This window comes from Microcoleus sp. A006_D1 (assembly GCF_036702805.1).
Lineage (GTDB): Bacteria > Cyanobacteriota > Cyanobacteriia > Cyanobacteriales > Microcoleaceae > Microcoleus.
In genome coordinates this window covers 1-19,936 of record NZ_JAUBVZ010000015.1, presented here as the reverse complement: position 1 = coordinate 19,936, position 19,936 = coordinate 1, and the positions used below count along the sequence as shown (strand labels likewise).

General features: G+C 44.0%; 19 protein-coding genes. 4 read left to right on the top strand and 15 right to left on the bottom strand.

Translation table 11 applies throughout. The annotated features are described in order from the left end of the window. Nucleotides 1–33 precede the first annotated feature (33 nt). The 7 genes from QUB68_RS22825 to QUB68_RS22795 form a co-directional block, all read right to left on the bottom strand. Nucleotides 34–168, bottom strand: coding sequence for a hypothetical protein (locus tag QUB68_RS22825; RefSeq protein ID WP_332996722.1), 135 nt, complete (start codon nt 166–168; stop codon nt 34–36). Next, entirely contained in the window at nt 161–829 is a 669-nt protein-coding gene (locus QUB68_RS22820; protein WP_332996720.1) for a chemotaxis protein CheW, read from the bottom strand. The genes QUB68_RS22825 and QUB68_RS22820 overlap by 8 nt, the downstream gene beginning before the upstream one ends. 162 nt (nt 830–991) lie before the next feature. Then, complete coding sequence (locus QUB68_RS22815) at nt 992–2,584, bottom strand: HAMP domain-containing methyl-accepting chemotaxis protein (RefSeq protein ID WP_332996719.1); 1,593 nt, start codon at nt 2,582–2,584, stop codon at nt 992–994. A 1-nt stretch (nt 2,585) separates the two neighbouring features. Beyond that, nucleotides 2,586–3,281, bottom strand: a complete 696-nt coding sequence (locus tag QUB68_RS22810; protein ID WP_332996718.1) for a CHASE3 domain-containing protein — start codon at nt 3,279–3,281, stop codon at nt 2,586–2,588. Between the two features lie 224 nt (nt 3,282–3,505). Beyond that, nucleotides 3,506–5,260: a methyl-accepting chemotaxis protein gene (locus tag QUB68_RS22805; protein WP_332996716.1), complete on the bottom strand. Its 1,755-nt coding sequence runs from the start codon at nt 5,258–5,260 to the stop codon at nt 3,506–3,508. A 29-nt stretch (nt 5,261–5,289) separates the two neighbouring features. Continuing rightward, on the bottom strand, nt 5,290–6,615 hold the full coding sequence (locus QUB68_RS22800) for a CheR family methyltransferase (RefSeq protein ID WP_332996714.1): 1,326 nt from the start codon (nt 6,613–6,615) through the stop codon (nt 5,290–5,292). Nucleotides 6,616–6,772: 157 nt separating this feature from the next. Then, the gene (locus QUB68_RS22795) at nt 6,773–7,258 is read right to left on the bottom strand and encodes a chemotaxis protein CheW (RefSeq protein WP_332996713.1); all 486 of its coding nucleotides are present in this window, start codon (nt 7,256–7,258) and stop codon (nt 6,773–6,775) included. 144 nt (nt 7,259–7,402) lie between these two features. Here QUB68_RS22795 and QUB68_RS22790 point away from each other — a divergent pair, with 144 nt between their 5' ends. Then, nucleotides 7,403–7,747, top strand: a complete 345-nt coding sequence (locus QUB68_RS22790; RefSeq protein WP_106150371.1) for a phospholipid-binding protein — start codon at nt 7,403–7,405, stop codon at nt 7,745–7,747. A gap of 235 nt (nt 7,748–7,982) precedes the next feature. Continuing rightward, nucleotides 7,983–8,354, top strand: coding sequence for a DUF4278 domain-containing protein (locus tag QUB68_RS22785; protein ID WP_332996709.1), 372 nt, complete (start codon nt 7,983–7,985; stop codon nt 8,352–8,354). Between the two features lie 444 nt (nt 8,355–8,798). Here the strand turns inward: QUB68_RS22785 and QUB68_RS22780 are convergent, their stop codons facing one another. The 6 genes from QUB68_RS22780 to QUB68_RS22755 form a co-directional block, all read right to left on the bottom strand. After that, nucleotides 8,799–9,377 carry a hypothetical protein gene (locus QUB68_RS22780; protein ID WP_332996708.1) on the bottom strand — a complete coding sequence of 193 codons (579 nt, stop codon included), beginning with the start codon at nt 9,375–9,377 and terminating at the stop codon, nt 8,799–8,801. Between the two features lies 1 nt (nt 9,378). Further along, nucleotides 9,379–10,524: an AAA family ATPase gene (locus QUB68_RS22775; protein WP_332996706.1), complete on the bottom strand. Its 1,146-nt coding sequence runs from the start codon at nt 10,522–10,524 to the stop codon at nt 9,379–9,381. 123 nt (nt 10,525–10,647) lie between these two features. Further along, the gene (locus QUB68_RS22770; RefSeq protein ID WP_332996704.1) at nt 10,648–10,863 is read right to left on the bottom strand and encodes a hypothetical protein; all 216 of its coding nucleotides are present in this window, start codon (nt 10,861–10,863) and stop codon (nt 10,648–10,650) included. A 134-nt stretch (nt 10,864–10,997) separates the two neighbouring features. Continuing rightward, nucleotides 10,998–12,179, bottom strand: a complete 1,182-nt coding sequence (locus QUB68_RS22765) for an RtcB family protein (RefSeq protein WP_332996702.1) — start codon at nt 12,177–12,179, stop codon at nt 10,998–11,000. 190 nt (nt 12,180–12,369) lie between these two features. Continuing rightward, nucleotides 12,370–15,588, bottom strand: a complete 3,219-nt coding sequence (locus tag QUB68_RS22760; RefSeq protein WP_332996700.1) for an efflux RND transporter permease subunit — start codon at nt 15,586–15,588, stop codon at nt 12,370–12,372. Nucleotides 15,589–16,028: 440 nt separating this feature from the next. Further along, entirely contained in the window at nt 16,029–16,631 is a 603-nt protein-coding gene (locus QUB68_RS22755; protein WP_332996698.1) for a thioredoxin family protein, read from the bottom strand. Nucleotides 16,632–16,807: 176 nt separating this feature from the next. On the opposite strand from QUB68_RS22755, the gene QUB68_RS22750 reads away from it, so the two are divergent. Together QUB68_RS22750 and QUB68_RS22745 are read left to right on the top strand one after the other, a co-directional pair. Further along, entirely contained in the window at nt 16,808–17,212 is a 405-nt protein-coding gene (locus QUB68_RS22750; RefSeq protein WP_332996696.1) for an NIL domain-containing protein, read from the top strand. Nucleotides 17,213–17,274: 62 nt separating this feature from the next. Further along, nucleotides 17,275–17,724, top strand: coding sequence for a hypothetical protein (locus tag QUB68_RS22745; protein WP_332996694.1), 450 nt, complete (start codon nt 17,275–17,277; stop codon nt 17,722–17,724). A 656-nt stretch (nt 17,725–18,380) separates the two neighbouring features. On the opposite strand, the gene QUB68_RS22740 is transcribed toward QUB68_RS22745, so the two are convergent. Both QUB68_RS22740 and QUB68_RS22735 read right to left on the bottom strand, forming a co-directional pair. Then, the gene (locus tag QUB68_RS22740; protein WP_332996692.1) at nt 18,381–18,962 is read right to left on the bottom strand and encodes a shikimate kinase; all 582 of its coding nucleotides are present in this window, start codon (nt 18,960–18,962) and stop codon (nt 18,381–18,383) included. A 22-nt stretch (nt 18,963–18,984) separates the two neighbouring features. After that, nucleotides 18,985–19,851 (bottom strand): LapA family protein, encoded by an 867-nt coding sequence (locus tag QUB68_RS22735; protein ID WP_332996690.1) that lies wholly within the window; start codon nt 19,849–19,851, stop codon nt 18,985–18,987. Between the last annotated feature and the right edge of the window lie 85 nt (nt 19,852–19,936).

The following is a 19,936-nucleotide window of genomic DNA, read 5'->3' as shown; positions in this document are numbered from 1 at the left end:
AATTTATTTCAACCCGCTTTCGCCCGGTTTTGTTCATGTAGGCGCGAATTCCATTCGCCCGGTCTTCAACCCGCGGAGGCGGGTTTCGTCTGTGTAGACGCGAATTCCATTCGCCCGATTCCATTCGCCATTCGCCCGATTCCATTCGCCCGGTTTTGCGTCAGACAATCTTCTTATTCAACATATAAAACAGCAAATCATCATCCAGATAACAAACACTTTGCCCCTGCCAACTTATAATCCCTTTAGTATAAGTTTCTGGCACCTTAGAAACAGTAGCCGGCACATTTCTGATTTGCTCCGGGAGAATGCGGTGAATGCCATAAATTTCATCTACCTCAAACACCCAGCGGCTGCCTTCTCTCTCAACAACTACCATCCTCTCATAAACAACAGGACTAATATTTTGTCGGCTGGCATCTGCCGCTTCCAATCCCAAAAGTGCTTTTAGCGAAATGCACAACTGAATTTCACCCCGAATATTCACCAAACCAATAAGTATATTATTGCTGCGGTGCGGCACAGTGTGGATAACAGAGATCTGCGTCACTTCTTTAAACAGTTGAGCGGGTAAAGCCAACCATTCGCCGCTAAGCCTAAAAATACCTACAGATACAGTACCCGCAGCCGTGACAGCGTTAGTTACTCCTTGGCTCGATCGCAATAAATTAGTCCACTCTTCCAGATACCCTGCCGGCAATTCCTGTTCCAGCAAACTCCGGCCAGCGTCGGAATACACAGGACAGTTGCGACAGTGAATAAATGTTATCAATTGAGGACAAGTGCGATCGCCCCCAACTCCGATCCGATTCCAGCAATCATCAGTCATTCGATTTTAGATTTTAGATTTTAGATTTTAGATTGTAGATGCTAGATTTTAGATTGTCTTCATATCCGCTCCTATTTTTTTACAAAAAAAATCGATTTTAGATTTATCCTCGGCACACCTGTTATTCTTCTAAGAAACCGAGTTGATGAGAATCAGCCCTATTTACTTTAAAAACGCTAGCATTTCGTGACGTAAACCGAGTGTAGCATCGTTAACTTGCCCGATCGCCCCATTGATATCCCGCAGCGCCGCCGCAGTTTGCGAAGAAGCCTCACTCAACTGCACCATAGCCTCACTAATTTGCTGAGCACCCTGAGACTGCGCATCCATCCCCTCATTCACCTCCTCAAAACGCGGAGTCAAAGCTTCCACCCGCTGAATAATCGACTCCAACTGCAAACTAATAGTTTGCACATCTTCCACCCCCCGGCGCACTTCATTAGTAAACTTATCCATTTCCATCACCCCAACTCCCACCGCAGACTGCATTTCTTTAACCATATTTTCAATATCCAAAGTAGCCACCGCTGTTTGATCTGCCAGTCGCCGAATTTCCCTAGCAACAACCGCAAAACCCAACCCGTACTCACCCGCTTTTTCCGCTTCAATAGCCGCGTTGAGCGAAAGCAAATTAGTTTGATCTGCCACCTTCGTAATCGTCGTAATAATACTATTAATATTATTAGCTTTTTCGCTAATAACACCCAACTTACCCGAAATTGCACTGGTAGAATTTGCTAATCTATTCATCGTGGATTCCATGCGACCAATTTCTTGTTTTCCGCCGCCAGCAGATTGAGCAGCTTGCTGCGACATCTGGGAAACTTCATCCATTGTCCTCGCAAGTTGCACCGCAGTAGCAGCAATTTCTTTAGCCGTAGCTACTACTTCATTAGTCGAAGCCACTTGTTCGTTCATCGTCGCTTCCAATTCCTTACCAGAAGCAGCAATTTGGTTAGTAGAACCGCTAATTCTGATGCCGGACATATCTATTTGATTTTCTAGAGTTTGGGATACCGTGCTCGTGAGAAACAGCCCAAACAGTCCCGCCGTTAGCGGCCCGAGAATCATGCCCAAAATCACCCAGAATGTGGTTTGAGCAATATCGTTTTTAGACTGCTGTTTAGCTAGTTCTCCCGTAGTTTCATTGATTTTGATATCTTCCAAGATTAAGTTAGTAGCTGCTTCAAACGAGGGGCGGTTCGCTTTTGCGCGATCGCTCAATTGATTGTAAAACGCCCCTGCCCTTCTAGCTGCGTCGATATCGGGCGACTTAGTATTCCCTTGGCCGATCAGTTCGATCTGCCTTTTAAATGGGTTGAGAATTCCCAAACTTTCAAATTTTTTATTAAAATCTAAAAACGTTTCATGATTTTTCTTCCAGATATCCCATTTAGCCTGCAATTCTTTATATACCTTATCTTCATTTGCCTCCCTAGGTGTAGTTTCGTACTCTTTGAAGCCGTCATTAATCTGCTCCCAAGCTTTCTGAATCCTCCTCAATTCAGCGCTTCTTTCCTCAGCGCTGATTTCCATATTCAGCAAAGCCCGTTCCGACGACTCAATTTGCGTTTGTCCTTCATTAACTTTCCACAATCCACTAATGCTAGGCAGGGAATTATTAGCTAGCGTATCAATGTGTCCGCCGAGCCGAGCATTGCCGCTCCAACCGATAGAAGCCACTGCTAAAACAATCACCGCTAGAAATATAAACGCTGCATTCAGCCGTTTTTTGAAACTAATATTCTTAAACATTTTATGCTTCCTTACTGCTTACTTTAAACCGAGAGATTTCTTGACGCAGACCTTGAGATGCCTCATTTAATTGAGAGATAGCACCATTAATTTCGCGCAATGCGCCCGCCGTTTGCGACGCTGATTGACTCAGATATACCATGTAAGTTGAAAAAATCTCAGCTTCCCGGGCTAATTTATTCCTGTCAGCCAAGAATTGATTTTCGGTTTCCTTAATTTCTGTAATTTTCCCCCTCAGCTTTGCCATAATTTCCAGTTTAGTTCCAGCACTTACTATATTTTTTACCTCCTGTTCTCGACCTGATTTTCTCATTTGAATAGTTTTTTCTATATAATCTATTCTTTCTTTAATCAGGGTTTGTAGTTCGCCGAGTTTTTCTTGCTTTTTTGGGTTTCTAATCTTCTCTCTCAACTCTGCTAGTTGCACGTTAATGCTCGCATTTGCTTCATTGTATGGGTCTAAAAAATTCTCTTTTCCCGTGTACAGATAACCGCGCTGACAAGTCTCAGCTTCCAACAACAGCATATCCAACTCTGCCAATTCTTGCAAAAGTTTATAGCTCAAAGTAACGTTATCTAAAGATTTAACTAAAGTATTTTTAGTGTGATTTGCTACGAAGTTTGCAATAATTATTAACAGAAAAATTGTGCCGAATCCCCTCCACAAAACTTGTTTAATCGTTAATTTTTTCTGCACTTAATTTACATCTCCTTTGGGCGCTAGCAATAACCGATATCATGTCGATAAAATGAAAAATATAAAATTAGTTTGTAGTGATGACTTTAGTCCTCAGACTAGGAGGACTGAAGTCCTCACTACAAACATTTTTTACTATGGCCGATCCGCACATCATATTATAAAATTTGAGATTTGAGATTTGACATTGTTCGATAGTGACGACTATTGGGTAGGAGTAACTATCAACTGACTTTGAATCGCGAAATTTCCTGCCGCATCCCCTGAGCGGCTTCGTTCAATTGCGCGATCGAACTATTAATTTCGCGCAAAGCATCAGCAGTTTGTAGAGCAGTTTCGGCCAACTGGGCCATCGTTTCGCTAATTTGGTGAGCACCTTCCGATTGAGCTTCCATACCTCGATTTACCGAATCGAAGCGGGGAGTAAGAGATTGTACTTGTTCAATAATCTGGGCTAACTGTACGCCGATGTTGCGAATATCTTCCACCCCCCGGCTGACTTCATTTGAGAATTTATCCATTTCCATCACCCCAGTAGAAACGGCTGAATGCATCTCTTTAACCATGCTTTCAATATCTAAAGTGGCAACGGCTGTTTGGTCGGCGAGGCGGCGAATTTCGCGGGCTACGACGGCAAAACCCCTGCCGTATTCTCCGGCTTTTTCGGCTTCGATCGCCGCATTTAAGGAAAGTAAATTAGTTTGATCTGCTACTTTCGTAATAGTCGTCACAATACTGTTGATGTTATTAGCTTTTTCGCTAATTGTTCCGAGCTTGTTCGAGATAGAATTGGTAGAATTTCCCAATACTTTCATGGTATTTTCCATGCGACCTAACTCTTTTTGACCGGTGCTAGCTTCCCGAGCGGTTGATTCTGCCATATGAGAAACTTCATCCATAGTTTTTACGAGTTTCCCGGCGGTGGCGGCGATTTCTTTCGCCGTAGCTACAACTTCGTTTGTGGAGGCTGCTTGTTGGTTGACTGTGGCTTCTAATTCTTTGCCAGAAGCTGCTATTTGGGTGGCTGATGAAGTGATTTGAATTCCCGATGTTTGCACTTGCTTGATTAATGCAGCTAAGCCTCGATTCATGCTGCGGAATGAGTTCTGCAATTTGCTGATTTCGTCTTTAGTCTCGCTGACATGAATTTCTCCTGTCAAATCGCCGATCGACATTTTCTGTGCTACATCCACAACTCCCGCAATTTTAGCCCCCAAAGGTTTAGCGATCGTATTGCTAAAGTAGAGTCCAAACAGTACAGCGGTTAAAGGGCCCAGCAGCGTGCCTAAAAGCACCCAGAACCGAGTTTGAGTGATATCTTCGGCGGCAGCTTTTGCCGAATCTGCTGCTAATTGGCGATTGTAGTTGAGGAGTTCCAGCATTCCCTCAGTTGCAGCTTGAAATGTAGTTAATTTCTCATTCAAAGCTTTTTCGTTCATTCTGTTAAGCACCTCAACTGCTGATGCAGCAGTTGCTAGTTCAGGTGATTTAGTTTTACCCTCTTTGAGCAAATTAATTTGGATTTGTCTTGGGTTGAAAATGCCAAATTTTTCATATTCTGTATTTAGTTGTTGGAATTGTTGGTGAGCATCAGTCCATCTTTGCCACAGCGGTTTAAATTTTTGATAAAGTTTGTCTTCTTTCTCGTTGCGCGGGATTTTTTCGTATTCTTTAAAGCCTTGATTTATTTGATTCCAAGCAGTATTTATTCTCGCGATTTCTCTGCGTCTTTGGTCAGCATTAATTGCTGCGTTGAGCAGCATTATATCGGAAGACTGTACCTGTGTTTGTCCTTCGTTGATTTTCCACAAAGCCACGGTGCTCGGATAAGCATTGTTGGCGAGGGACCCCAGGTGTGCCGATAACCTAAAATTACCGCTGGCACCGACTAAAGCGATAACAAGCACGATCGCCCCCATGAACACAAACGCAGCCATCATGCGTCTTTGCAAAGTCATATTCTTGAAAAAGTTGTTCATGATTGAGTTCTCTGTTATTGCCGATCGGGCTATTTTTCGATTCGCTGAATGCGCTGGCGGACGATCGCAGCACCGGCAATATCTCCTCGCTCTTCTTTGAGTAAAGCTAGGTGAATTAGCCCTTCATAGTGATCGGGTTTGAGGTAAGTTGCTTTTTGGAAAGATTGCTCGGCTTGTTGGCGATCGCCCGAAGCTTGGTAAACTTGACCTAACAAAACGTAAGCATCAGCATTCGTGCGATTTTGACTGAGGTAAGTTTCGCACAGTTTGGCAGCTTCCTGCAATTGTCCGCGATCGGCAAAACGGCGCGCTGCGTCTAAATCCGCACTTGCAGACTTGCCAGCGTCTGCTGCTGGGGCGATCGCCCCAATTGGCAAAATCTGCGAATTATCACCCTCCCTCAGAGATTTGCGATCGTCTGTTAAGGATTTACTCTTACCAGTTTCCCAATTGTAACTGCGGACATTCTCGCTAGTTTCCGCGCCTTTCGACTCCCGAACCAGCGCAGAATAATTGATATTCGTCTGCTTTTTTTCAACCTGCACTTGCTCGCCGGGAATGTCGGTTTTGCGGTAAGCAAATGCTAGGGAATGACGCACCGAAACAAATTGATCAGGCAGTTTTTGCCCGCTTTCCGAGTGACCTAAAAACAATATTCCTGCTGGTTTCAACAAGCGATTTAAAAGTTGCACAGTCTGAGTTCTGCCTGTCCCATCAAAGTAAATTAACACGTTGCGGCAAAAAATTGCATCGTAGGGAAGTTGGTTAACTAAAAAATAGCTGTCTAGAATGTTACCCTGAATAAAATTAACTGTTCTTCTCACCGAGTCGTTCAACTGATAAAGGTCTCCCGCCAGCGGAGTAAAATAGCGATCGCGAAAGTCTAAGTTTTTGTCGCGGAAAGAGTTTTTCCCGTAAACTCCGCGCTGAGCTTTTTTGAGAGCAACTTTGCTGATGTCTGCGGCATCGATGCTGAAGTTTCTCGGATTTACACCAGATTCCAGTAGGGCGATCGCGATCGAGTAAGGTTCCTCCCCCGTCGAACAAGGAAGGCTCAACACGCGCAGGGTTTTGCCGGGATTTTTCGGCAACCATTCGGAAAGCGCATAGAGGCTCAAAAAAACAAAAGGCTCGCGATCGCGAAAAAACCAAGTTTCCGGTATCACTACAGCTTCGATTAATTCTTCTAATTCTTGCAGGGATGTTTGCAATTTTGTCAAGTAAATATTTATATCCGTCAAACCGCAATCTGCCATCCGACGGTTCACTGCTCTAGTAATTGTATTAGAACCAACTGTCAGGGCATCCAAACCAATTTTTTGTCTGAGTAGAGCTTCAATTGCTACTTGTGTCATTGATTTTCGGTCGGAAATTTGCATTGAAAATATAAACTTTTTTCGTAATTGTCGGCCAAGCAATCTGCCTTCTGCATAAATACTAGCAAGTATGCGATACAGTTATCTTCCCGAAAGCCTTCTACTTTCTTTCATAAGTGCCGAATCCCTTAATATTTCACTTTTCTGGCTGGGGAAGCAAATAATTGGTTTGGGATTCTGGCAGCAGATGTTCTACCCTGACAAATTGAATCATACCGCGATCGTCTGCGATCATTTCTCCCAAATAAGGAGTGTTGTCAACCTTAATCCCAGGACTAACGAATTCAGTTTCCGGTTTGTCGAGAGTTTCTGTCACCCTTTCCGCCATCAGTCCTAAAATTAGGGGGCCGCGCAAACTGCCGCCGTTCCCCTCAGAAGTATCGGGAAACTGGCAATTGACTAAGACGATGCGCGTGCTCAAGTAAGCGCGGGCTGCCCTACCCTGTATCATTTGGCACAAATCGATGACCGGGACGAGATGTCCCCGGTAGTTAAACAAACCGGCAATGTATTCCGGCGCGTTGTGGAGTTTTTTCAAGGTGACAGTGGGAACTACTTCGACTACGCGCCTGCAATCTGCGGCGTAGCGATCGTCCCCTACATAAAATAGCAACATCAACATAGAGATACCATTGAAGATTTTAGATTTTGAAAGTCGGGCTGCAAAAACATTTTGAGAAATTTTGCTGAGTTTTGCAACAATTACAAGTCTTTTGGAATTCTAGAGGTATCTTATAAAAAGTGTATTTCTGGAGACTAAACTACTATGGGTTGGTTTAAAAGACTGTTCGGACTCGAAAAGCCTGAAGCCCAGGCTGAACCGATGGCACAAGTAGTACAGCAAGCTGCCCAAGCGCAATCCATCGCCCCTGCGAAAGTCGGCCCAGACGGAAATTTTGACGAAAGTGGCTTGGCGAAGCGCGTAGCTTTGGCTTTTGACAACGACGCAGCGGTTGCTGATATCGAGACTGTTTGGGTTGCTCAACTCAGCAGCACGGTTGTTCTCAAAGGTCAAGTTGCCAGTCAGGAACTTCTCGACAAGTTAGTGACGATCGCCTCTGCTGAACAGGGCGCGACAGGCGTACAAACCGATCAAGTAACAGTCGGGTAGTTATTTGAAACCAAAGCAGTTTCGAGCCTAGTCCGGCTCAAATTAGCCAAAAACTTGATTAAACCCGCCTTAGCGGGTTTTTTCTTGCCTTCTCCCCTCAAAATATTAATTGTTGTAAATAAACGCATTTTACTTAAAAAACAGTATAATCGAATACAGAAACTATAAAAGTTTTAGCGAACAAAACTACACTTGACCCATTTCCATTTTTATCTCGATATAAGGATCAAAAAATATGCAACTCACTTACCGCGGCGCAAACTACGAATACGACATTCCGACAGTCGATATGCTCGAAGGCGAAGTAGCGGGCAAATATCGGGGTCAAAACTGGAACTATCGGTATCCGAGACACATTCCTGTCCCCAAAAAATATGGCGGCATCAGCTCTACCACAAAGCGAAATTTTCAAGCCCTGGAGAATGTCGCAGCAGTTCACACCGCTTACTCGACGGTTGAATCTTCGCCGACATTTGCGGATGTGGCGCAAGTCCACCGGATGCATATTTGCAATATTCTCGATCGGCGGAAACAAGTAGCCGCAGCCAAGGGCGATGCAAGACTGCTGCGCTTGCTAGAAAAAGAGTGGCAGCAGATGGCTTGTTAAGCTGTTCTGTATTTAAATTGTGTGTCAAGAATTAATCAAACTCTTGTGGGGTGGGCACGCGATCCCGCTCCGAATATGCAATTTAAATGCCCAACAGCTTAGAGAACACTTCTGGATGTAACTGTCACTACAAACCGAAAAATTAATCAGTTCCCAAAAAATGCAACTATAGGTAAGCTTCAAACCATTACCGGATCGGCATTCCCAATCTAAAATCTAAAATCTAAAATCTAAAATCTAAAATCTAAAATCTAAATCAGTGATGTGTTATTTATTTTGTTGCCCCTTGATGTTTAAACAAAACTTTATAAATTCTTGAAAACTAAGTAAATGATCTGAATTTGCCTCAATTCTCGCTATGAGTTGTTTAAGGTAATATTCTTCTTGTACTTCTCTCGGTCTAGATTTACTGTAAGATAAATGCGATTGTGAAGCGAAACTACGTTATTTGAAAATTTCTCTAAGATAACCTTCATGAAACAGAGCTTTTGTTTTATATCCAAAAATATCCTTTGTATTTTCTTCATTTTGGACAAATTCACTCGCTAAGTCTTCAGGATTACCTTGGCTGACATCAAAATATTTGATATATTGCTTCAAAATTTCATTATGTTGTGGATTTCTCACAAAGAATTTTCGATTGCCTAAAAACCAAGTTTCCATACAAACTTTCTGGACAATAACTTCAAGTTTGCAATTTTCTGGTTGAGTTTTAAACGGTTTATCTTTTAATTCTGACTTAATTTGCCCATCAGCTTCCGCTTTTTTTTCGGAAACTGTAAAACGGTCTGCATCTGTGAATAGCACCAAGTAATCATATTTAGGGAATAAGTTAATTTCTTGGATAGCATTAGCAGTAACTCTGTAGCAACTGGGAACGCCCATATCACTTTCGTAATAATAATTATTCTGAATTACCGCATCAAAACTATCCACTTCCGTCAACTCTGGAAGCAGCACAGATAACCACTTCTTATAAACAATCGCTTCTGTCTTCCCTTCAAATACAAAATACAAATTCATACTACGATTGTTTTTCGAGGATTTTGTTTAACTGAATAAATGCGTCTTGTTTAGATTTACCTAGATGATAATCTGAGGCATTACAGGTTCTAATGTGTCCGCCTTGTCGCGTAACAATTTTCCAATATTCATAGGGAATATTATTGATAATATAAGGATGATGACTTGTGGCAATAAATTGCAAGGTTTTATTTTCGTGAATCAGGTCATCAGTTAATATATCAATGCAATTTATTCCTAAACTATTCTCAAATTCATCAATCAATATTACCGAACCTTCATTTGAAAGAAAAATTTCGCCAAGATGAATAATTGTGCGTAACATACCCGAAGACATCCTATCTTCCCTAATCCATTTTGGGACAGATTTCTCTTTGATAGAAATAACAGGAAAAAATATATTCGCAGCAATTGCTTTGGGCAATTCGTCTGTTTTAAAAGGCTCAACTTTGACATCTTCGATTTGTTGAAAAACATCAATTAATCTTGACTTAATTGTCTCAAAAACATCTAACTTATTTTCATAAGTCAGATATAGCTTAGTTCTAATATCCTCATCGCTATTTACTATGCTCTCTAAGGTTTGATATTTGTTTTTGAGCGAGTGCAAAGATTGCTTTGAGCTTCTAAAACGCACACCTTTTATAGTATGGTCGCGATATTCTATTTTGTTGAGAGCATCAAATGCTTCTTTGATCACACTTTCTTCTTTCAACAAGATTATCATTGATTGATGAGAAGAAAGTTTGGGCATTTGGCTGTTTTTAAATTTTATTTGCTCTTTGTTTCGTTCAAACAAAACCTCATTTTTTGAAATCAGCTTTTCATAAATAAATGATGGTTTTTCTTTTTCATCTTGGTTGTCTTTTTCAGGGTTATCAAAATTTAGTTCATTGGTTTCAACAGTATCAAAACCACCTTCCCAAATAAATTCAGTGCCATTTACAGTAGAAAATATGATTTTCCATTCCAATCCATTGATAGCTTTTCCATTTGCAATACGTTTTAAATCGATAATTGAACGCAGGATTTGGGTTTTGCCTGCACCTGATATGCCTACTAAAAGGGTTAAATTTGATGAAAACTTGATTTCATCAAAATCCCAACCTAAAAAATGATTTTTTAATTGGAGTGAAATAATTTTCATAAGTTAATTCTTTTTGTTCAAGATTATTTTTTTACGGCCACGATATCTCAACCAATGATGTCGAACTCTTTAATTGCTTCAGGTCTTTTAGAAAAGCCTCACGATATTGAACTTCCAAGATAATTACTCCTCAAAATAAGCTAATGCTTCGGCTCTACCTAGCAAGGTTGTATTCACAGCTTCATTCATCGCTTTGTTGAGGCAATAATCTTCTACCGCTTCAGCCAGATTCTCCTCTGAAGCTTCTCCTGTAGGTAACAGTTGTCGCCATAAATCAATCGGAATCACTACTCCGATCGCCTCGCCGTCTTTGTTGGTAAGATATTCAATATTTATCATGACAGTTTTCCTCAAACCTGAATTTATATCGACTCCTGCCTCTAAGTGTATCATCAGAAGTGCGATCCTCTGCGTTGGCGTAGCCCCCGTAGGGGCGGGCTTCGCTAACGGGCGATCGCACCAACTTCCCCCAATCAACCCTTCACACAAACAACCTGCTTCAGAGTCGCCACAACCTCCACCAAATCCGACTGCTGACTCATCACCTCATCGATCGGCTTATAAGCCCCCGGAATTTCATCCAAAAACTCCGCATCTTTACGACACTCAACCCCCTCAGTCTGCCGCACAAAATCATCCAGAGTATATACACTCTTCGCTTTAGTGCGAGACATCAACCGCCCCGCACCGTGACTGCAACTACAGTAACTTTCAACATTTCCCTTACCTTTAACAATAAAAGATTTCGCCCCCATCGAACCCGGAATAATCCCTAAATCGTCAACTTGCGCGCGCACAGCACCCTTGCGAGTCACATACACATCTTCCCCAAAATGCACCTCTTTTTCCGCATAATTGTGGTGACAATTCACCTGTAACAGCGGCTTCGTAACTTTGCCGCCCGCGACGTGCTTTTCCACAATTCGCTTAAACCGATTCATCATAATATCGCGGTTAAAACTCGCATAATCCTGCGCCCATTGCAAATCGTGCCAATAAGCCGCAAACTCCGGCGTACCTGCCACAAAATAAGCTAAATCTTTGTCGGCCAAACTAATTTCTGCCAGTTTAGCTAAATCTTTAGCAGTCTCGATGTGTTGTTGGGCTAGCAGATTGCCGATACCGCGAGAACCTGAGTGCAGCATCAGCCAAACCGAGTTTTCTGTGTCAACGCAAACCTCAATAAAATGATTGCCGCCGCCGAGGGAACCCAACTGTTTTAAAGCTTTATTGTCTTGGTGCTGGACTCCTTGATGCAGTTCCTTGAAATCGCGCCATCCTTGCCAATTGGTGACAGTTTTTTCGACTTCTTTATTCTCTGCAAATCCCACGGGAATAGCTGCTTCGATTTCGAGGCGAATTTGTTTGAGTTTGCCTTCTAATTTGTTGGCATTAAATGGCATTTTCATAGCCATCATCCCGCAACCAATATCCACGCCGACAGCAGCCGGAATAATTGCTTCTTTTGTGGCAATTACTGAACCGACTAAAGCACCTTTTCCTAAATGTACGTCTGGCATTAGGGCGACGTGTTTGAATACAAATGGCAAAGATGCTACATTAGCAGCCATCTTGGTTTCTTGTTCGCCCAGGGCGTGATTTGCCCAGGATAATACTGGTTTTGGGGCGGATATTTCTAATTTTTCGTAGGGCATTTTTGTTGAATTTATTTTGTTTGTCTGGTCTATGTATTACATTTGTAACATAAATCTATCCTAATGTCAATACGACTCAAGATAAGAGTCGGCGGTTGAAACCGCCACTACACAAACAAAGTCCGCGCAACGCGAGACTGAAGAGTAAAGGGGATATTTATCGTCAGGTGCGCATTGCGCACGCTACATTTTATAAGTTTGTAGTCTTTCCCGCCGTTTTCTGTGCGGGAATAGGGGCGGGCTGCGGCTTCTTCGCTGCAAACATCCCAAAGAAATCGTGCAGCAAAATATAGAAACAGGGAATGATAAACAGCGTCAGCAGCGTCGCCAGGGACAAACCGGAAAATACTACAACTCCCAAAGGTTGCAGAAATTCCGAACCGTCTCCAATTCCCAAAGCTAGCGGGAATAAACCTAAGACTGTGGTGATAGTTGTCATCAAAATCGGACGCAAGCGCTGAGGTGCAGCCCTGAGAATTGCTGTCGTCCGATCGACCTTTTCATCTTCCAAAATTTGGTTCGCCAATTCTACCATAATAATCGCATTATTCACCACAATCCCCACCAGCAAAATCGCGCCCACAATTACCGTCGCGCCGATCGCAGTTTTAGTCACATACAGCCCCAAAATCCCCCCAGCCAAAGCCAGCGGCACCGTTAACATAATCACCAGCGGATCGACAAGCGAATTGTACTGCACCGCCATCACCACAAACACCAAAAACGCAGCCAAAGAACCCAAAACAATCAGCGAACTTTGCAATTCCCGGTTAGTTTCCGCAGCAGAACTCGGTATAATTCGCACTCCCGGCGGCAATTTGATGTCCGCCAAAACAGCATCCACTTGTTTCAAAGCATCGCCCAAACTCGCGCCCTTATTAATATTCCCAGCAATCAAGAAAACTTGGCGTTGGTTGAGTCTTTGAATTTCCCCCGGTGCTTTTCCCACCTGAATATTTGCCACATCGCTCAACCGGATGCGAGCATTATTCCTAGCAGTTAAAGGGATCAATTTAAGTTCCGAAATAGACTTGACAGAAGCGCGATCGAACTGTACTCGCACGTCAACTAAACGGTTTCCCCGCTGCAATTGCGTGGGAACAGCACCTTGAATTGCTGTCTGAATCGCCTCTCCAATTTGCCTCGCACTCAACCCGTAAATTTCCGCTTGTTCCCAGTTGGGGCGAATCTGCACTTCTGGCTGCTGCGGATCTCCATCCGGGCGAAAACGAGCTAATTTTACCTGCTTATCTAAAGTTCCCAAAATGTCGCGGCCAGCTTGCTGCAATACTTGTTCGTTTTCGCCCTGAAGTAGGATATCAATTTCAGCACCGCGCACCGGTGAATTAGTCAAAACTAAACCCCGCACATTTTCAGGAATCAGTCGCAACCGAGTCCTTTTAGGCAAATCAATTTTATTCAATTCTTGCGTAACTCGCTCTACATAAGCTAAGGTATTGCTGCCCGGTTTTAGTGTAATGTTGCAGCCGCCTCTGAGCAAATTCTCGATCGTATTATTGCCGAACAACAGCCCGCCCACCGTCGTCAAAGTGTATAGAGTTTCTGGTTGGCTGAGGATAATTTTATCAGCTTCTGCCATGATTCTTTGGTTTGTTTCCAAATTAGTACCTGCGGGAAACAAAGCAAATAATCTCGCTTGGCCTGTATTAATTCTGGGTAAAATTTCCTGGGGAATTTGACTTGCCATCAGCCAACTGCCGCCGCCCAATCCAATAATCGCTACTGTGACGATTATCAACCGCCAGCGCACTATCCCCGATAAAAATTTACCATAACCGGCCGTCGCATTGCTAAAAGCGCGATCGAACGCCCGCAGCGGCCAAAAGTTGCTCAAACCGCTGGATACCGGGAGGGCTAGCAATCGAGAAGCCATCATCGGCACCACTGTCAATCCCACAATCAGAGAAGCGGCCACGGAAAAGCTAATTGTGAGAATTAATTCGTTGAAAAGCAAAGAAACTAAGCCGCCGATTAGCAAAAATGGCAGTACGGCAACTAAGTTAGTGATGGTGGAAGCAAATAAAGCCGATTCTAATTCTTGGCTGCTTTTTTCTGCTTGCTGCATCAACTGCTTGTTACTTAAGCGCTTGCCGTTTGCACTGTTTTTATTGCTGGTTCCTTCGACAATATTCTCCAGCATGACGATCGAGTTATCCACCACAATTCCCACCCCCAGCGCCAAACCGCCCAAACTAAAGACGTTGAGAGATAGGCCAAAAACTCCCATCAGAATAATCGCCATTAAAGTTGCCAGGGGAATTGCCAGGACAATAATCAAAGTTTGGCGCAGGGAAGCGAGGAACAGCAAAACTGCTGCCCCCGCTAAAACAGCCCCGGTTAAACCAGAAAATAGGACGTTGCTAATAGAATCGCGGATGAACTTAGACTCGTCGAAGGTGTTGACGATAGTCGTACCTTCGGGAATTGTGCCGGATGCTTTTAATTCTTCGAGCCGCTTTTTGATGCCGTCTACAACTGAGATTGTATTGGCGTCAGGCTGCTTTTGAACGGTGATTTTTACGGCTGCTTTCTGATTGAGAAATACTTTAACTCGCTCTTCTTCTGTACCGTCAATTACCTGAGCAAAATCTCGCAAAAACACTCGTTTTGGCGGATTGGAACCCGATGCTTGAAAAGAAATTGCCTGAATTTCTTTGGCGTTTTTAAATCGCCCGACGGTGCGGGTTAAAGGTTCCGCTGCTTCTTGCCGCAGCCGCCCGCCGGAAGTGTCGAGGTTGCGGGCTTCGAGGGCGTTTAAAACATCGGAAATACTAACGCCCAAAGATTGCAAGCGATTTAAGTCAATATTTACTTGAATTTCTTCTTGCACGCCGCCGGCAACGTCAACTGCTGCTACTCCTGGAATTACGTTTAATTCTCTGGATAATTCTTCGTCGGCAAATACGCGCAAATCAACTCCTTGCAAGGAGTTGGAAGTGAGGGCAAATTCGTAAATCGGCTGCTGGGAAGGGTCAACTTTGAAGAGGGTGGGGGATTCAACTGTGTCGGGAAGTCGGTTGCGGATGCGATTGACGGCGGCGGTGGCGTCGTTGAGGGCCTGGTCTATGTTACCGCCTGGTTTGAAGAATAAATCGACGCTGACTTGTCCTTCGCGGGTGCGGGAGAAAACTTGAATGACGCCTTCGGTGGCGGAAAGTCCTTGTTCGAGGGGGCGGGTAACTTCGTCTATTGCGACTTCTGGGGAGATTCCGGGGGCGTTGAGGCGCACGCCGATGCGGGGATAGGTGATGGAGGGTAGCAAGTCAACAGGCAGTTGGGTGATGTAGAAAATGCCCACGACTATAATGGCAAGTGTCAGCATGAGGGTGCCGATGTGGCGGCGAATGGCGATCGCGCTAATGCTGAATCCGGTTTTGTCGGCGGTCATTTGGCAATTTTCCTCGCTATTTTTTGGTGGTTCACTGCTTGCCTGGTGTTGGCTTTTGGGTTTTTTTAGTTAGATAAAAAGTGCGATTAGTTTGGGTATTTTTAGTCTGGGTAAGGTGCGCCATCAGCACCCCACGGTGAGAGTTTTTGCATTGGGTAAGGTGCCCTCTTATAGCACCCTACAAGTAGTATAATAAATCTTAATAATTTATGAAAAAGGTTTTTTTGAATATTCCTTTAGAGGTAGTCGCCCAAAACGGAAATTGACATAAGTTGCGATCGGCTTTTGAATCTCTGTAAGTTATCACAAATAGCAATAGGCTTTTCTGCCTGTTCCACAACCCCTAAACTTTCTTGTGGCGCTGCCACTCCTAGCGGGCCCCTAAACTTTTCGGTTCTATTTATGACTCATGACTAATGACTCATGACTAATGACTTCTTCTACTGTACTTGACTGCCGTGGGCGCGCGGGTCTGAACTACTTGTTTTCACAGGCCCTGTGGGGGGAGTAAAATCAGAAACTTGACCAGAAGATTGGACGTGTGGTAAGGGTTTTCCGGCAATTAAAGCTTCTAAGTTAGCTTCCATAATACTGCGCGGCATTTCGCCGATTGTTTCTGCAACGCGGCTGCCTTTATCGTTCAAATAGACAAAGTGCGGAATGCCGTCTACTCGATATTTGGTGATTTCTGGCAGCCATTTGTCGTTGTCTACATTCAGCATCACAAAATTCATTGGTTCGGCGTATTGCTGTTTGATGGCGCTCAAGTCCTTAGCCATTGCTTGACAGCTACCGCACCAATCAGCATAAAATTCCATGAGTGTCGGCTTGCCGTTTGCTAAAGCTGTTTCTAGCGGTGCTGAGGCTTTTGCCATTTCGGTGAGACTGCTTGATGGCGTTTGAGTTCGCACTCCGAAGAAGATGGATATTGAAAGGGCGATCGCTGCTAACACGATCAATAAGTTTCTGACGCGCGCAGCGGCTTTTATTTCGGAATCTTTGGGTGCGGGGGCAGCAGTTGAGTTCGGCGAATTTAGACTCATACAAATAAATGGCGCTTCTATTTTTATGTTTTTATTTTTTATAACATTTTCAAAATATACCACATTTTGAGATAATCGGGCAAATCTCAGATAAAATCTGGCTAATAGCAGTAATTAGACTCAAGTGCGTTAAAACTTAAGATCAGAAAGATTGTTTGTAAATTACCGAGGTTAAAGTGAAAAAACGGGTAACGCTGACGTTTCCCCAACGATCGATCCAAATGCCTGTCACCTATCGACTGGCAAAGGATTTTAATGTTGCAGCCAACATTATCCGCGCTCAGGTGGCTCCGAATCAAGTGGGCAAACTGGTGCTTGAGTTATCAGGGGACATTGACCAACTAGAAGCGTCGATCGACTGGATGCGATCGCAAAACATCGGCGTTTCCCTAGCCAGCCGGGAAATACTCATCGACGAAGATGTCTGTGTTCATTGTGGCTTGTGCACGGGGGTTTGCCCCACAGAAGCCTTGACCCTTGACCCAGAAAGCTTTAAACTAACGTTTGCTCGATCGCGCTGTATCGTTTGCGAGCAGTGCATCCCTACTTGTCCGGTGCAAGCTATTTCTACCAACCTCTAAGGCCGTGCGCGAATTTTTAGGGGTCATCTTTTTTTGCTTGGTTTCCCTAATTTGTCGAGCGGATGAAAAAAAATTCTTGGCTTTCCCTAACTCTACTTTTTCTTACTTATTTCACCTTTGGCTGGAAATTATCTGAGTTTGATGTTCCCCCGCACCTGACTTGGTTTTTAGCCATAGCTGCTGTTTTAGTGTTAGCTATGGCCTTGTCGTTCCCGCTGAAGGATACAAAAGCCTTAATAATGCGGTGGTTTTCGAGTGATGTAGGTGCTTTTTTTTCTATTATTTTAGGAGCTTTTGTGGCAGTGGTAATTGTTGCATGGCTGCACCTTTTTGTGACGGTTTTAGTATTGACTTCAGCCGGGGCTTTGGCAAGACTGGATATTCAATTATCTGGTTGGAAAAATTGGCGGGCTTTTGCGGTGTTAGCTACTATTTCTTTAACAGGTGTGGGGTTTGGCGGAGCGATCGAGTTTTTGTCAAGAACAGGCAGATTGGGAATATTTCAAGGGTAATCGGGAATTGGTAGTTGGGAATTTCTTCCCTCTTCCCTTTTCCTTCTGACTAAAATGTTATTGCCTCTCCGCGTGCAAGTGTAGCAGCCAAAAACTCGATCGCAATAAAAAAGCAGCTTTAGGGAGCTGCTCGTCAGAATTGCATGAGGTATTGTTTTTAGAATAGGACAGGTTGAATTCGATCGCTCTTGGGTTACATTTTTTGATACGGGAGAGTTGATGAGTCAATGGACGATCGCAAAATCGTCACATAGGAGCATAGCATCGATGCTAAATTTCCCGAGAATGAGGTTAGCGTTTAACTGTCCTTGCGCCCTACAGCCCGACCGCGGTGGGGCCATTTTATTTTTTTGCACAAATCAATAGCCGACTTTAACACATCAGATGAGTGTGCCATCAGTTCTTGCACAAAGTCTCCCATCGCCACATCTTCACACCTCATAAAACTTACGCGCCACATCCATTCAAACCCGGTTGATTCCCAAACATTGGGCGGTTAAACGGACACACTCAGGCCGAAATCAGTATTTTTACGGAATTCAAAAGTCCTCAGAAACCTGTTATTTTTCCAGAAACCTGGTTTCTGAGCGTATCAATTGATATCAGGCCGGGTTTCTGATTTGATCTGGCAACCGGGCCCGACGTTTAGGATGTTCTTAATTGCTTTCTTCTTCCTTCTTCCTTCTTCCTTCTTCCCTCTTCCTTCTTCCTTCTTCTAGAACTTTTTTGATTTCCTCGATCGCCCGACGCGCCACTTCTTCAGGCCTTTCGCCTCCTGAAATACAAACTCGGACATCTGCTTGAGCGTAGAAACGCTCTCGTTCGCTCAAAATGCTTTGCAACTTAGATTTGAGGTCGCCTTCCCGCAACAGGGGACGAGTGCTGTCTGAACGCAGTCGATCGCACAATTGGTCTACAGGCACATCCAGCCAAACCACGATACCGTAATGTAAATAACCCCAATTTGTCGATCGGGCAACAATACCGCCGCCCGTAGCAACCACCGAATTTTGATAAGCAGACAATTCGGCGAGCACTTTAGTTTCTAATTTCCGAAAAGCCTCTTCCCCTTCGCGATCGAAAATCTCAGCAATTGACTGATTAGCAACTCGAACAATTAGTTCATCAGTATCAAAAAAACGGTATTTGAATTCCCTTGCCAAAATCCGCCCCACCGTCGTTTTTCCCGCACCCATCATCCCGACGAGATAGATATTAACTCCCCTCAACAAATCCACCGCCCAATCCTCCGATATTTTGCTATTTTTTCAGGTTAATCGGCCCGCCGCTGGGGCGTGAGTCGTCCTCTAATACATCATCCTCATCCAATCCCCAATCATCCTCTGTTTCTGCACTAGGATTTTTCGCTTGATCAGCAGGTTGAGGTATGGAATCTTGCGGGGGAACCAGCACCCGATACTCTGCATCGTAGACAGACTCAGTTTGTCCCACCCCAGACTGATTAGGATCTCGATAGCCGTAAGAGTATACCGAGCCAGCCCAAGACTTGCTTTTCGGTTCCTGTTTAGTTTCGTAAGCCCTGGGATTTGCCGCTGGAACGTCATTTACCTGTGGTTTAGCGACAAAATCGCGATCGTCCCCCCAATCATCATCGCCTCCTTGAGAGCCAGATTTTGAGCCATCAGAAACCCAATCATCCTCATCGTCTGTGGCTTGAACAGTTGTCTGTTGAGCGTAATTCCTTGCAGCAGGAGGGTTTGGAGTTTCTTGCTGGAAAGTCTGCGGAGTGTAGCCTGCGGGTGTCCCGTACTCAGTTCGATAGGAAGTTTGGCTATTTTCCATCTCAAAATCCGGGTCAATCTCCTGTTTTCTGGGAGGCGGAGGCGGCGCGTAAGCTGTTCTCCTGTCTGCTGAGACAGTATCACGGCTGCGACTATTGCGGCCGCTGCGATCTCGTGTTTGAGACAGGTAATTTGAAAAGGAGAGCAAAGCAGAAATCAATAAAGACGTGACAACTCCCGTCGCCATGCTGAGCAAAATCCAGATAGATAAGGGCAAAGCGGGCGATCGAATTCCCAGAAATACCAGCGATAATGCCGGCTCCACATTTTGCAGGGAAAAAATAGTTAGCCCTACTACAATCACTAGCAATAATACAGCGCGCATATCAATAATATTGGTTATTGGTTATTGGTTATTGGTTATTGGTTATTGGTTATTGGTTATTGGTTATTGGTTATTGGTTATTGGT